Genomic DNA, 12,516 nt, shown 5'->3' with positions numbered 1-12,516 from the left:
ACAACAAGGATCCCACGGGTTCTCGTCCCGGTTCCATGGGAATTTAGGATCGGGGGGTGACCCAGGACGACGTCGGATCTCACGACCACTACTTCAGCGCGCGGCCGGCCTCGGCCGGGGATCTGCGCACCATCGCGGTCCGGATCGCGGGGCGGGAGGTCGAGGTGGACGTGGCGGCCGGCGTGTTCTCGCCGGGCGGTGTCGACAAGGGGACGCGGGTGCTGCTGCAGGAGGTCCCGCCGCTGCCGGACGGGGATCTGCTGGACCTGGGGTGCGGCTGGGGCCCGCTGAGCCTGACCATGGCGTCGGAGCGCCCGGACGCGCGCGTCTGGGCGGTGGACGTGAACGAACGCGCCCTGGACCTGGTGCGCCGCAACGCCGGGCGTCTCGGCCTGGACAACGTCCGCGCGGTCACGCCCGACGAGGTGCCCGACGACGTGCGGTTCTCCGCCGTGTGGTCCAACCCGCCGATCCGGGTCGGCAAGGCGGTGCTGCACGAGATCCTCGGCCGGTGGCTGCCCCGGCTGGCGCCGGGTGCGGAGGGCTGGCTGGTGGTGCAGAAGAACCTCGGCGCGGACTCGCTCGCCCGCTGGATCACGGACGAGCTGGGCCTCCCGGTGAGCAGGGAGGCGTCGTCGAAGGGGTTCCGGATCCTGCGGGTGTCGGCGGACCGCTGAGCCGGACGACGCCAGCGCGGGCGCGAACCCACCGCGCCGTCCGGGGTCAGATGTTCAGCGTGCCGGTGAACACGAGCTCGGCGGGTCCTGCGAGTTCGACGTGCCCGTCGCTCAGCGCACGTACCCGCACCTCGCCGCCGGGGATCTCGACGAACCAGGTGTCCGGCGCCCCGTCCCCCTGCCAGGCGCGCACGGCGAGCGCCGCGGCGCAGGCGCCGGTGCCGCAGGACTGCGTCTCCCCCACTCCGCGTTCGTGCACGCGCATGCGGACGCGGCCGGCGGGCTCGCCGCTCGGTGCCCGCTCGTCGCCGAGCGGCACGACGAGCTCGACGTTGGTGCCGTGGGGCGGGACGGACGCCACCTCGGGGGCCTCCGTCAGGTCGAGCTGTTCGAGTTCGCCGACGCTGGGCAGCGCGACGACGGTGTGCGGGTTGCCGAGGTCCACCGACAGCCCGGGGCGGGGGGCGCTCCAGCCGCGCACCAGGACCCCGGCGTCGTATCCGGCGTCGCGGGCGTCGGCGCCGCCGGGCAGGGACCAGGGGCCCATGTCCACGGCGTACCAGCCGTTCGGCTCCTTGCGCACCCGCTTCACGCCGGCGCGGGTGCCCAGCGCGAAGCCGGTGTGGGACGCGTCCTGCCCGCGGCCGCCGTCGGCCCCGAACGAGACGTAGCCGAGCCGCTCGGCGAAGGCCGCGAAGACGCGTACGCCGTTGCCGCACATCTCGGCGATCGAGCCGTCGGCGTTGCGATAGTCCATGAACCAGATCGCGGACGGGTCGTCGGCGAGGATCTCGTCCCCGATCGCGTCGCCGGATCCGGCGATCGAGGCCGTGGAGGTGAGCCGGATGACGCCGTCGGCCCCGACACCGCCGCGCCGGTCCGTCAGGCGCCGGACGAGGTCGCTGTCGAGATCGAGCTCGTCCTTCGGGTCGGCGACGAGGATGAAGTCGTTGTGTGTGCCGTGTCCCTTGGTGAACTCGATCTTCATGCGCCAAGACTACGGCGAACCGGACCCTCGTCGGGACGGGGCAGGGAGCCGGTGTCGGCGGCCGCGACGAGGGCGAGCACGTCGTCGAGCAGGGTGGGCGATCCGGCGTCCAGCCACCGTACGCGCGGGTCCCGGCCGAACCAGCCCATCTGCTTGCGGGCGAGCCGGCGGGTGTTCGCCGCGATCGCCGCCCGTGCCTCGTCCTCGCTGGTCTCGCCGCGGAACCACGCCAGGACCTCGGCGTATCCCACGGCGCGTGCCGCCGTGGTGCCGAGTCCGGGTCCCGTACCGCCCTGCCCGGGCGACGCGAGGCGCCGTACCTCGTCGGCCAGGCCCGCCTCCCACATGCGCGCCACGCGCGCCTCGACACGGGCGTCCAGGGTGGCGCGGTCGCAGTCGAGGCCGATCTGTACCGCCGGCCGGACGTACTCCTGGCGTGGCAGGTTCGCCGTGTACGGCGCGCCGGTGATCTCGATGACCTCCAGCGCGCGCACGATCCGGCGGGTGTTCGCGGGCCCGATCGACTCGGCTGCGGCGGGATCCCGCCGCGCGAGCTCGGCGTGCAGGGCGCGGCGACCCTCACGCTCGGCACGTTCCTCGAGCCGGGCGCGGATCGCGGGGTCGGTGCCAGGGAAGTTCATCTCGTCGAGCAGGGCCCGCACGTACAGGCCGCTCCCGCCGACGACGACGGCCCGGGCGCCGCGAGCGCCGATCGCGTCCAGATCCGCGCGGGCGGCGGTCTGGTAGCGCGCCACCGACGAGTCCTCGTGCGGGTCGAGCACGTCGAGCTGGTGGTGCGCGATCCCGCGCCGTTCGCCCTGGGGAACCTTCGCCGTGCCGATGTCCATGCCGCGGTAGAGCTGGTAGGCGTCGGCGTTGACGATCTCGGCGGGCGCCCGGCCGGCGGCGCGGGGGGCGCCGGGACCGAGCGCCTCGGCGAGATCCAGCGCCAGGTCCGACTTCCCGGTGGCGGTGGGCCCCACGACGGCGACGACGATCACGTCCGCGACTCTATCGGCGCGGCGGCGAGTCGGCCTCAGCCGGCCGTGCAGGTGGTCAGGCGGTAGTCCGGGGGGAGGTGGTCGTGATCCTGCGGAAAGGTCCGGGTCTCGCGGGTCCACCCGTCCGCTCCCGCGGCGGCGAGCACGGCCGCGACGCCCGGCGCGGGCTCATCCTCGATCCAGGGCGCCGCAGCTGCGCCGGGCGGTCCCCCGGCGGCGACGACGAGGGTGCCGCCGGCAGCGAGGTGCGCGGCCACGGCGGCACCCGGATCCGGCGCGTCTCCGTGGACGACGCCGGATCCGGTGGCGTGCGTCTCGTCGGCGGGGTGCGGAGCCGGCTCGGCGAGCACCTCGAGGGCGAGGACACCGGCCGCCCGCTGCCCCAGGGCCATGCCGAGGCAGAACAGCGCCACCGAGGCGGCGGTCCCGGCCGGTGGCCTGGCGTGGTGGGCCGCCCAGGGGGCCGGTACGTCGTCGGGCAGCATGGCGTCCGCGATCCCGGCGGCGGCGAGCGAGGGCCGGAGCGCCCGCGGCCCGCGGGCCGGGCCCGGACCGGGGGCGAGCACCAGGGGCGGCCCCGTCTCGGCCAGGCCCGCGAGGGCCGCGCAGGCGGCGAGCCGCACCTGGGTCAGGGGGTCGGCGGCGCCCGCGGCCCCCGGGATGAGCAGGGCCGTCGCGGGCAGGATCACGGCTCGGGTGGGCACCTGGTTCACGGTAGTCGAACGATTGGTCGAGACGATTCCATGAGAAGACTTTCTCGATTCCATGGGTGTTGCCCGGCGAGCGCGGGTACTGTGGTTCGGTGAGGTTCTTCGGACCACGCCGCCGCGAGGCGGCGGAAGAAGGTGACCCGACCGGTCGCAGCACGCCCCGCACCGGGACGCCGGAGCTCTCCGACGGCGAGCTGCGGTCCCAGGTGGAAGGCGTTCTACTACGTGAGCTGACCGACGCTCTCGACGATCCAGCACGTGTCCCCGCCCCGCTCAGCCGGGAGCGGGTCACGGCCTGGCTCGCGGGCAGCGACTTCAGCTACTTCGTCGACTCCGAGGGCGACATCGGCGGGATGTGGCACGGCTGGCTGTTCCACTTCCTCGTCGTCGGTGAAGGATCCGAGGTGCTCCAGGTGCGGGGGCAGTGGCACCGCGACCTGAGCATCGAGCGCCTCGAGGAGATCCTCGAGATCTGCAACGACTGGAACGCCGAGTGGATTTGGCCCAAGGCGTACGTCTGCGTGCGTGACAACGGGGCCGTGCTGGTCTATGCGGAGGTCACGGTGGACCTGGAGCACGGTGTGTCCGACGAGCAGCTCGACCAGCTCCTGCAGTGCGGGCTCACGACCGGCTCCATGTTCTTCGAGCACCTCGACGAGGTGTATCCGGACCCGCTGAGGTCGGCACCGTGAAGCCCGGCAACGACCGGTTGAGCCCCCGGCGGGCGACACCCGGCTGGTTCGCACGGTTGTTCAATCCGCGCACCGGCGACGAGTCGGCCGACACGCACGACAGCGTCGACGACAACGTCGACGTCGAGCTGCCGCGCGCGCTGACGACCCAGCGGATCGCGGACGACCTCAGCCGGCGCGGCTACAAGTTCCGCATCGACAACGACGGCGACGTCACCGGCACGTGGGACGGCAACCGGTTCTGGTTCCTGCTGCTCGGTGAGCACGACGAGATCCTGCAGATCCGCGGCCGATGGGCGGGAAACCTCTCGGCGTCGTCGCGCCTCGGCGTGCTCCAGGCCACGAACGACTGGAACCGCGAACGGATCTGGCCCAAGGTCTACGCCCGCTCGGAGGCGTACGGGCTGACGCTCTACTCCGAGGTGTCCGTGGACTTCGAGCACGGCGCCACCGACGACCAGCTGGCGCAGACCGTGTCGTGCGGGCTGGTGACCGCCGCCCAGTTCTTCGCGTCGGTGGCGGCCCTCACGCCGCCGGAGATCAGCGACGACGCACGCTGATCGCGCCGTCAGCGCGGGCCGATGGTCGGCATCCCCAGGGTGACCGGGCCGTCCGGTGTCGGCGCGCCGTGGCCGTGGTGGTCGTCCCCGCCGCCGAGGCGCGCCTTCTCGCGCGCGGCCCAGGCGTCGCCCGAGCGCGTCCGGCGCACCGCGAAGCCCGCCGTCCCGCCGTCGGCGGTCCCGCCCTCGGCCGCGGAGTCCGCAATGAGGTGGTGCGGCGCCGCGTGGGTCACGGTCACGGTCACCATGTCGCCCGGGCGCGGGAGCCGGGGGTCGAGGTCCGCGGTGTCGGCCAGCCGCGGGTCGTCCAGCCCGGCCGGCTCCGACGGGAGCCCCGCCGAGGCGTGCCCCGCACCCGGGCCGTCGCCCGCCGCGGCGGTGCCGGGCAGGGCGAAGTGCACGAGCCGGTTGTCGGGCGCTCGGCCGCTGAGGCGGTGCGTCGCGCCGTCCTTCCGGCCCGCGCCCTCGGTGACCAGCACCTCGAGCGTGCGGCCGACCTGCGCCCGGGACTCCTCGGCGGAGATCCGCTCCTGCAGCGCGAGCAGGCGCTCGAACCGCTCCTGGACGATCTCCTTGGGCAGTTGTCCCTCCATCGTCGCGGCGGGGGTCCCGGGACGCTGCGAGTACTGGAACATGAACGCCGAACTGAACCGCGCCTCCTCGACGACGCGGAGCGTCTCGGCGAAGTCCTCCTCGGTCTCACCCGGGAAGCCGACGATGATGTCGGTGGTGATCGCGGCGTCCGGCATGGCGGCACGCACGCGGTCGAGGATCCCGAGGAACTTCGCGGACCGGTAGGACCGGCGCATGGCCCGCAGGACCCGGTCCGAGCCGGACTGCAGCGGCATGTGCAGCTGCGGCATGACGTTGGGCGTGGCGGCCATGGCCTCGATGACGTCGTCGGTGAAGGCCGCCGGGTGCGGGGAGGTGAACCGCACCCGCTCCAGCCCGTCGATCCCGCCGCAGGCGCGCAGCAGCTTCGCGAACGCCCCGCGGTCCCCGAACTCGACGCCGTAGGAGTTCACGTTCTGACCGAGCAGCGTCACCTCGACCGCGCCCGCGGCGACCAGCGCCTCGACCTCCGCGAGGATCTCGCCCGGACGGCGGTCGCGCTCCTTGCCCCGCAGGTGCGGCACGATGCAGAACGTGCACGTGTTGTTGCAGCCCACCGAGATCGACACCCAGCCCGCGTAGACGGACTCGCGGCGCGTCGGCAGCGTCGAGGGGAAGACCTGCAGCGACTCCGCGATCTCCACCTCCGCCTCCTCGTTGTGCCGCGCACGCTCCAGGAGCACCGGCAGGGCGTCGAGGTTGTGCGTGCCGAAGACGACGTCGACCCACGGCGCCTTCTCCACGATCGTGCCGCGATCCTTCTGCGCCAGGCACCCGCCGACGGCGATCTGCATCCCCGGGCGCCGCGACTTGATCCCCGCGAGCTGCCCCAGGTTCCCGTACAGGCGCGTCGCCGCGTTCTCTCGGACCGCGCAGGTGTTGATCACCACGACGTCGGCCCGGTTGTTCGCCTCGTCCTCGCTCGACGCGCGCGTGTAGCCGGCCTGCTCGAGCATGCCGGCCATGTGCTCGGAATCGTGCACGTTCATCTGACAGCCGAGGGTGCGGACCAGGTAGGTGCGCGGCTCGGGCCCGACGCCGGCTGCGGTGGCGTCGGGTGCGTCGGTGACCGTGGGATCGGGCGAGGTGGGAAGCGTCGGCGTGGACATCGCGCCAATTCTACGGTTCCCCACCGACATCGACGAAGGACGTGGCGCGGAACGCGGAGGAGTCGGCGACGCCGGGTCCAGGGACCCACGCCGACCAGCCCACAGCCCATAATCGGACATCTGTTACCGAACTGTTGTGTCCTCGTGACTCCGGCGTCCCGACGACGAAACACGCGATCGATTAGGTTCGTAGGATGGACACCGCGACCACTGACGACGCGCCCACGTCGCCCCGCGAGCCCGGCGTACCCCTCGTCGTGCTGAGCACCGTGAACAAGCACTTCGGCGCGCTGCACGTGCTGCAGAACATCGAGCTCACCGTGCACCACGGTGAGGTCGTCGTCGTGATCGGCCCGTCCGGCTCGGGCAAGTCGACGCTGTGCCGCGCGATCAACCGGCTGGAGACCATCGACGACGGCGAGATCACCGTCGACGGCATACCGCTGCCCGAGGAGGGCAAGGCCCTGGCGCACCTGCGAGCCGATGTCGGCATGGTGTTCCAGTCCTTCAACCTCTTCGCGCACAAGAGCGTGCTCGAGAACGTCACCCTCGGGCCGCGCAAGGTCCGCGGGACCCCCAAGGCGCAGGCCGACTCCGAGGCGATGGCGCTGCTGGAGCGGGTCGGCGTGGACTCGCAGGCCCACAAGATGCCGGCTCAGCTCTCCGGCGGACAGCAGCAGCGTGTGGCGATCGCCCGCGCGCTCGCCATGCAGCCGAAGGTCATGCTGTTCGACGAGCCGACGTCGGCCCTCGACCCCGAGATGGTCAACGAGGTCCTCGACGTCATGGTCTCCCTCGCCCGCGAGGGCATGACGATGGTCGTCGTGACCCACGAGATGGGCTTCGCCCGCAAGGCCGCCGACCGGGTGGTCTTCATGGCGGACGGTCAGATCGTGGAGGAGGCCGAGCCCGACGAGTTCTTCACGAACCCGCAGACCGACCGGGCGCGGGACTTCCTCTCGAAGATCCTGACGCACTGACCGAGCCTCACCACCTCCCGACACAGTTGACAGTCCGCATCATCGAAAGGGAACCCATGCGCAAGCACCTGACCGCGGTGGCACTGACCGCCGCATCCGCCCTCGCCCTGGCCGCCTGCGGCACGGCTGAGCCCGGCGATACCGGCGACGGCGGCGACGGCGACGGCGACGGCGGCGAGACGCTCGCCATCGGCATCAAGTACGACCAGCCCGGCCTCGGCCTCCAGCAGGGCGCCGACTACGTCGGGTTCGACGTCGACGTCGCGAAGTATGTCGCCGAGAAGCTCGGCTACAGCGAGGACCAGCTCGAGTTCAAGGAGGCCGTCTCCGCGAACCGCGAGACGATGCTCCAGAACGGCGACGTGGACATGATCTTCGCGACCTACTCGATCACGGACACGCGCAAGGAGGTCGTGGAGTTCGCGGGTCCGTACTTCGTGGCCGGTCAGGACCTCCTGGTCGCCGCCGACGACGACTCGATCACCGGCCCGGAGGACCTCGAGGGCAAGAACCTCTGCTCGGTCACCGGATCCACGTCGGCCGAGCGGATCAAGGAGGAGTACGCCGAGGGCGTCGAGCTCGTGGAGCGTCCCGGCTACTCCGAGTGCGTGTCCGCCCTGGCCTCCGGCGCCGTCGATGCCGCCACCACCGACGACATCATCCTCGCCGGCCTCGCCGCCGCGCAGGAGGACCCGACCACGTTCAAGGTGGTCGGCAACCCGTTCTCCGAGGAGAACTACGGCGTCGGCCTGCCGCAGGGCAGCACCGAGCTGTGCGAGGACATCAACGCCGCGATCACCGAGATGATCGAGGACGGCACCTGGGAGGAGCTCGTCGCCACGCACACCGACGGCACCGGGTACACGGCGAACGCGGCACTGAACCCGCCGGAGCCGGCCACCTGCGCCTGATCGTCCAGTAGTTTCCGGTTTGTCGGACGGCGGTCCGGGTGGCCCTGCGAGGCCACCCGGACCGCCGTCCGACGACGATCATCACGACCGAAAGGCAAGGTGTGGCTGACTATCTGTCCGGCCTCTGGACGGTGTTCGTGCAGTACGACGTCCTCGGTGCGTTCTGGGTCAACATCCAGCTGACCTTCTGGGCGGGCCTGATCGCACTCGTGCTCGGCACGGTGCTGGCCGTCATGCGGATCTCCCCGATCGCCAGCCTGCGGGTCGTGGGCACGGCCTACGTCAACATCCTCCGGAACACGCCGCTGACGATCATCATGACGTTCATGATCCTGGCGCTCGTGTTCCAGCTCGCGCTGCAGCTGTCGAGCAACCTCAGCGACAGCTACTTCCGGTTCGCGGTGCTGGGCCTGGCCGTCTACCACGCCGCATTCGTGTGTGAGGCGATCCGCTCGGGTGTGAACACCGTGCCGATCGGGCAGGCGGAGGCAGCCCGGGCGATCGGGCTGCCGTTCATGGACTCCGCGCGGCTCGTGATCCTGCCGCAGGCGTTCCGTGGTGCGATCACACCGCTCGGCAGCACTCTCATCGCCCTCATGAAGAACTCGACCGTGGCAGCCGCGGCCAGTGTGAGCACGGAGACGGCCTCGACGATGAAGGTCGCGATCGAGTTCAACCCCAACTACCTGATGGAGATCTTCGGCTTGTTCGCCATCGGATGGCTCATCCTCGTCATCCCGGTCGGTCTGCTGACCACCTGGCTTTCCCGGCGTTTGGCGGTGCGGCGATGAGTACCTCCGTCCTCTTCGATGCTCCGGGGCCGCGCGCGCGTGCGCTGATGGTCCTGCTCAACATCCTCGGCGCGATCGCCGTGGTTGCCGTGCTCGGCTGGGTCGTCTACCTGCTGCAGCTCAAGGACCAGTGGTCGTGGACGCTCTGGGGTCCCGTGTTCACCGGCGACTTCTGGATCTATTACGTCTGGCCGGGCCTGCAGAACACACTCCGGTCCGCCCTGTTCGCGACCGTGGGAGCTGTCGTGTTCGGAGTCATCTTCGGCATGGGACGCCTCGCGCGGAACCGCTTGGTACGAGGAGCCTCCGGGGCCGTCGTGGAGTTCTTCCGCGCGATGCCGGTCCTGCTGCTGATGATCTTCCTCAATCTGTTCTTCGCACGCCTCATGCCGCAGGTCGATGACCGCCCCTTCCTCGCGGTCGTGGTGGCGTTGATCCTCTACAACGGCTCGGTCATCGCGGAACTCGTACGATCCGGCGTGCTGAACCTGCCACGTGGTCAGGGCGAGGCAGGACTCTCCATCGGCCTGACGCCAGGACAGACTTTGCGTTCCGTCCAGTTGCCACAGGCCCTCGTCGCAATGCTGCCGGCGCTGCTGTCGCAGCTGGTGGTTGTCCTCAAGGACTCGGCGCTGGGACAGATCATCGCCTACCCGGAACTGCTGCGTTCCGTCCAGAGGTTTGCGTCGGCCAACAACAACCCCCTTCAGGCTCTCCTCGTCGCGGCGACCCTGTTCATCATCCTCAACTGGCTGCTGACGGTGCTGGCCAACCGGCTCTCGCGACGGCTGTCGAGTCGCGGGCGGCCCACGATGGCGCCGGCCGCCGCATTGGGAGCGGCCGCCACGGGTGCCGCTTCGATGGGTGGCGGAGCAGGTGGCGGCGAGGACGACGGGGGCGGCGGGTCTACCTGAGGCCGGCCCGCGACGTGCGAGTCACCTGGCCGCGAAGTGTGCGGCAAGGCACGAGACCGGGCCGTCGTAGGTCCTGGTGTGAGTGATCGGCAGACGAGCTGCCGATCACTCACACATCTGCCGACCGTGCGTCACCAGCCGTGCTCGCGTCGCCAGCGTGACTCAGTCCGCGTACGGGAGGTCGTCGGTCTCCTCGCCGTCCGCCGCGAGGGCGTCCCGGACCAGCTCGAACGCGAGGCCGGGCGCGTAACCCTTGCGGGCCAGTGAGCCCACGGCGCGACGCACGCGCACGTCGCGCTCCTTGCCGCGGGTCTTCGCGACCAGTTTCTCGGCGAGGCGTGTACCGGCGGCGCGCTCGTCGTCGGGGTCGATCTGGTCGAGCGCCTCGGTGGCGGTCTCCTCGTCGATGCCCCGGCGCCGCAGCTCCGCCGAGATGGCCCGGCGGGCGAGGCCCCGCTCGCCGAGCCGGGTGCGGACGATCGTGCCGGCGTACGAGGCGTCGTCGACGAGGCCGACCTCGTCGAAGCGGTCCAGGAGCGGGATCACCACCGACTCCGGGTATCCCTTGCGGGCAAGCGCCTGCTCCAGCTCGTGACGCGACTTCTGCGAGGCCGTCAGGATCCGGAGCAGCGCCTCACGCGCCGCGTCGAAGGCTTCCTCGGGCGTGATCTCACCGTCGTCGAGACGCTCCGCGACGGACTTCCGCGGTGCCCGGCTCCGACGCTTCCCCACGCCGGAACCGGGCGCCTGACCACGGTACTGCACCGTCAGAACGGCGCCTTCGCGGCGGCGGTCTCGGCAGCGGAATCGGCTGTCTCGGGGCCGTCCGCCTCCTTGGCCTTGGTGCTACGGCTCCGCGTCGCCTTGGTCGCCGTCGCGGTCCTGGACGCGGACTTGGCCGTCGTCTTCGCACCCGTCTTGGCCGTGGCTGCCGCGCGGCCCGAGGAAGAGGCCGCGGCAACCGTCCCCGAGGCGCTCGCACCACCCTTGTCCTTTGCGTCGCCACTACCGGCGGTGCCTTCGGCGGGCGCATCGATCCGCGGACCGATACCGAGACTCTCCTTGATGCGCTTCTCCAGCTCGGCCGCGAGGTCCGGGTTGTCGCGGAGGAACGACCGCGCGTTCTCCTTGCCCTGGCCCAGCTGGTCGCCCTCGTACGTGAACCACGAGCCGGACTTGCGCACGAACCCGTGGTCCACGCCCATGTCGATGAGGCTGCCCTCGCGGGAGATGCCGACGCCGTAGAGGATGTCGAACTCGGCCTGCTTGAAGGGCGGGGCCATCTTGTTCTTGACGACCTTCACGCGGGTGCGGTTGCCGACCGGTTCCGTGCCCTCCTTCAGGGTCTCGATCCGGCGGATGTCCAGGCGGACCGAGGCGTAGAACTTCAGCGCTTTACCACCGGTGGTCGTCTCGGGCGAGCCGAAGAAGACACCGATCTTCTCGCGCAGCTGGTTGATGAAGATCGCCGTCGTACCGGACGAGCTGAGGGCGCCCGTGATCTTGCGGAGCGCCTGGGACATGAGGCGGGCCTGGAGGCCGACGTGGCTGTCGCCCATCTCGCCCTCGATCTCGGCCTTCGGGGTCAGCGCCGCGACGGAGTCGATGACGATGATGTCCAGGGCGCCGGAACGGATCAGCATGTCCGCGATCTCCAGCGCCTGCTCGCCCGTGTCCGGCTGCGAGACGAGGAGCGCGTCCGTGTCGACGCCGAGCTTCTTCGCGTAGTCGGGGTCCAGGGCGTGCTCGGCGTCGACGAAGGCGGCGATCCCGCCGGCCCGCTGCGCGTTGGCGACGGCGTGGAGCGCGATCGTCGTCTTACCCGACGACTCGGGTCCGTACACCTCGACGACGCGGCCGCGGGGCAGGCCACCGATCCCGAGCGCCACGTCCAGCGCGATGGATCCGGTGGGAACGACCTCGACGGGGGCGCGGGTCTCGTCCCCGAGGCGCATGACCGAGCCCTTGCCGAAGCTGCGGTCGATCTGGGCGAGAGCTGCCTCAAGGGCCTTCTCGCGGTCTGCCGGTGCTGGCATGTGTCCACCTTCTGATCTCGGGGCGCCCTGTGCGCCGATCCGGATGGGTCCTCCGGGCTGTACCCGGGACGTCAGAAGCGACGGTACGCGGACCCACTGACACGAACGCCTTCTCCGGCCCCTGCCTGTCGACAAGGTTCCGAAATCCGTGCCTGTGGTCAGAGTCTAGACGAACGCCTGTTCGATGCAATGCCGACACACCGGCACGAGAAGGAGATCGCGATCGCCTATCGCTGGGGCGGGGCCTGCCGGTGGTCGTCGGCTCCCCAGCGCTCGGGCTCGGGCACGTCGAGCGCGTCGCACAGCGCGTGCCAGACGTCGCGCGGCTCGAACCCCGCCGTGAGCGCGTCCTGGGCCGTCTGGTTCCCCAGCTTCGGCAGCACCTGCTCCCGCACCAGGACACGCCCGTACGCCGAGCCGAAGACCTCGTCCACCAACCGCTGGAAATCACTGTGCCGCACCGGCTCAGCCTACGGTCTCAGGCCTGTTCCGCGCGGACCGCCGGTGCCCGCTCGCGCCCGCGCCCCGTCGATGG

At 71.0% G+C, this 12,516-nt stretch carries 14 protein-coding genes; 7 read left to right on the top strand and 7 right to left on the bottom strand.

Annotated elements, in window-relative coordinates:
- The first annotated feature begins 56 nt into the window (after nt 1-56).
- Nucleotides 57-677 (top strand): class I SAM-dependent methyltransferase, encoded by a 621-nt coding sequence (locus ACYVK5_RS00600; protein WP_460701344.1) that lies wholly within the window; start codon nt 57-59, stop codon nt 675-677.
- A 46-nt stretch (nt 678-723) separates the two neighbouring features.
- Here the strand turns inward: ACYVK5_RS00600 and dapF are convergent, their stop codons facing one another.
- From dapF to ACYVK5_RS00585, 3 genes are read right to left on the bottom strand one after another with little or no spacing between them, the layout of a single operon-like run.
- Nucleotides 724-1,665: a diaminopimelate epimerase gene (dapF, locus tag ACYVK5_RS00595; protein ID WP_460701343.1), complete on the bottom strand. Its 942-nt coding sequence runs from the start codon at nt 1,663-1,665 to the stop codon at nt 724-726.
- Nucleotides 1,662-2,666: a tRNA (adenosine(37)-N6)-dimethylallyltransferase MiaA gene (gene miaA, locus ACYVK5_RS00590; RefSeq protein ID WP_460701342.1), complete on the bottom strand. Its 1,005-nt coding sequence runs from the start codon at nt 2,664-2,666 to the stop codon at nt 1,662-1,664. Before miaA ends, dapF begins: the two co-directional genes overlap by 4 nt.
- A 35-nt stretch (nt 2,667-2,701) precedes the next feature.
- The gene (locus tag ACYVK5_RS00585; protein ID WP_460701341.1) at nt 2,702-3,370 is read right to left on the bottom strand and encodes a hypothetical protein; all 669 of its coding nucleotides are present in this window, start codon (nt 3,368-3,370) and stop codon (nt 2,702-2,704) included.
- Nucleotides 3,371-3,468: 98 nt separating this feature from the next.
- On the opposite strand from ACYVK5_RS00585, the gene ACYVK5_RS00580 reads away from it, so the two are divergent.
- Nucleotides 3,469-4,068, top strand: coding sequence for a type III secretion system chaperone family protein (locus tag ACYVK5_RS00580; protein WP_460701340.1), 600 nt, complete (start codon nt 3,469-3,471; stop codon nt 4,066-4,068).
- Entirely contained in the window at nt 4,065-4,628 is a 564-nt protein-coding gene (locus ACYVK5_RS00575; protein ID WP_460701339.1) for a type III secretion system chaperone family protein, read from the top strand. The genes ACYVK5_RS00580 and ACYVK5_RS00575 overlap by 4 nt, the downstream gene beginning before the upstream one ends.
- Nucleotides 4,629-4,636: 8 nt before the next feature.
- Here the strand turns inward: ACYVK5_RS00575 and miaB are convergent, their stop codons facing one another.
- The gene (miaB, locus tag ACYVK5_RS00570; protein WP_460701338.1) at nt 4,637-6,349 is read right to left on the bottom strand and encodes a tRNA (N6-isopentenyl adenosine(37)-C2)-methylthiotransferase MiaB; all 1,713 of its coding nucleotides are present in this window, start codon (nt 6,347-6,349) and stop codon (nt 4,637-4,639) included.
- A gap of 194 nt (nt 6,350-6,543) precedes the next feature.
- Between miaB and ACYVK5_RS00565 the strand changes: the two genes are divergently transcribed.
- The 4 genes from ACYVK5_RS00565 to ACYVK5_RS00550 all read left to right on the top strand — a co-directional run bounded on the left by ACYVK5_RS00565 (nt 6,544) and on the right by ACYVK5_RS00550 (nt 9,945).
- Complete coding sequence (locus ACYVK5_RS00565; RefSeq protein ID WP_460701337.1) at nt 6,544-7,329, top strand: amino acid ABC transporter ATP-binding protein; 786 nt, start codon at nt 6,544-6,546, stop codon at nt 7,327-7,329.
- Nucleotides 7,330-7,385: 56 nt separating this feature from the next.
- The gene (locus ACYVK5_RS00560) at nt 7,386-8,240 is read left to right on the top strand and encodes a glutamate ABC transporter substrate-binding protein (RefSeq protein WP_460701336.1); all 855 of its coding nucleotides are present in this window, start codon (nt 7,386-7,388) and stop codon (nt 8,238-8,240) included.
- A 101-nt stretch (nt 8,241-8,341) separates the two neighbouring features.
- Nucleotides 8,342-9,031 (top strand): amino acid ABC transporter permease, encoded by a 690-nt coding sequence (locus ACYVK5_RS00555; protein ID WP_460701335.1) that lies wholly within the window; start codon nt 8,342-8,344, stop codon nt 9,029-9,031.
- Nucleotides 9,028-9,945 carry an amino acid ABC transporter permease gene (locus tag ACYVK5_RS00550; RefSeq protein WP_460701334.1) on the top strand — a complete coding sequence of 306 codons (918 nt, stop codon included), beginning with the start codon at nt 9,028-9,030 and terminating at the stop codon, nt 9,943-9,945. The genes ACYVK5_RS00555 and ACYVK5_RS00550 overlap by 4 nt, the downstream gene beginning before the upstream one ends.
- Before the next feature lie 162 nt (nt 9,946-10,107).
- Here the strand turns inward: ACYVK5_RS00550 and ACYVK5_RS00545 are convergent, their stop codons facing one another.
- The 3 genes from ACYVK5_RS00545 to ACYVK5_RS00535 all read right to left on the bottom strand — a co-directional run bounded on the left by ACYVK5_RS00545 (nt 10,108) and on the right by ACYVK5_RS00535 (nt 12,442).
- The gene (locus tag ACYVK5_RS00545; protein ID WP_460701333.1) at nt 10,108-10,677 is read right to left on the bottom strand and encodes a regulatory protein RecX; all 570 of its coding nucleotides are present in this window, start codon (nt 10,675-10,677) and stop codon (nt 10,108-10,110) included.
- A 35-nt stretch (nt 10,678-10,712) separates the two neighbouring features.
- Nucleotides 10,713-11,981 carry a recombinase RecA gene (gene recA, locus ACYVK5_RS00540; protein WP_460701332.1) on the bottom strand — a complete coding sequence of 423 codons (1,269 nt, stop codon included), beginning with the start codon at nt 11,979-11,981 and terminating at the stop codon, nt 10,713-10,715.
- 227 nt (nt 11,982-12,208) lie between these two features.
- On the bottom strand, nt 12,209-12,442 hold the full coding sequence (locus ACYVK5_RS00535) for a DUF3046 domain-containing protein (RefSeq protein WP_460701331.1): 234 nt from the start codon (nt 12,440-12,442) through the stop codon (nt 12,209-12,211).
- Nucleotides 12,443-12,516 lie beyond the last annotated feature (74 nt).

The sequence above is a fragment of the Myceligenerans halotolerans genome (assembly GCF_054782975.1).
The sequence above is the reverse complement of the archived record's forward strand: the minus strand, read 5'-3'. Positions and strand labels throughout refer to the sequence as shown.

Excerpts from the sequence above, each read along its gene's own strand:
- dapF (WP_460701343.1), bottom strand. The coding sequence starts at position 1,665 with ATGAAGATCGAGTTCACCAAGGGACACGGCACACACAACGACTTCATC.
- miaB (WP_460701338.1), bottom strand. The coding sequence starts at position 6,349 with ATGTCCACGCCGACGCTTCCCACCTCGCCCGATCCCACGGTCACCGAC.
- ACYVK5_RS00565 (WP_460701337.1), top strand. The coding sequence starts at position 6,544 with ATGGACACCGCGACCACTGACGACGCGCCCACGTCGCCCCGCGAGCCC.
- ACYVK5_RS00560 (WP_460701336.1), top strand. The coding sequence starts at position 7,386 with ATGCGCAAGCACCTGACCGCGGTGGCACTGACCGCCGCATCCGCCCTC.
- ACYVK5_RS00550 (WP_460701334.1), top strand. The coding sequence starts at position 9,028 with ATGAGTACCTCCGTCCTCTTCGATGCTCCGGGGCCGCGCGCGCGTGCG.
- recA (WP_460701332.1), bottom strand. The coding sequence starts at position 11,981 with ATGCCAGCACCGGCAGACCGCGAGAAGGCCCTTGAGGCAGCTCTCGCC.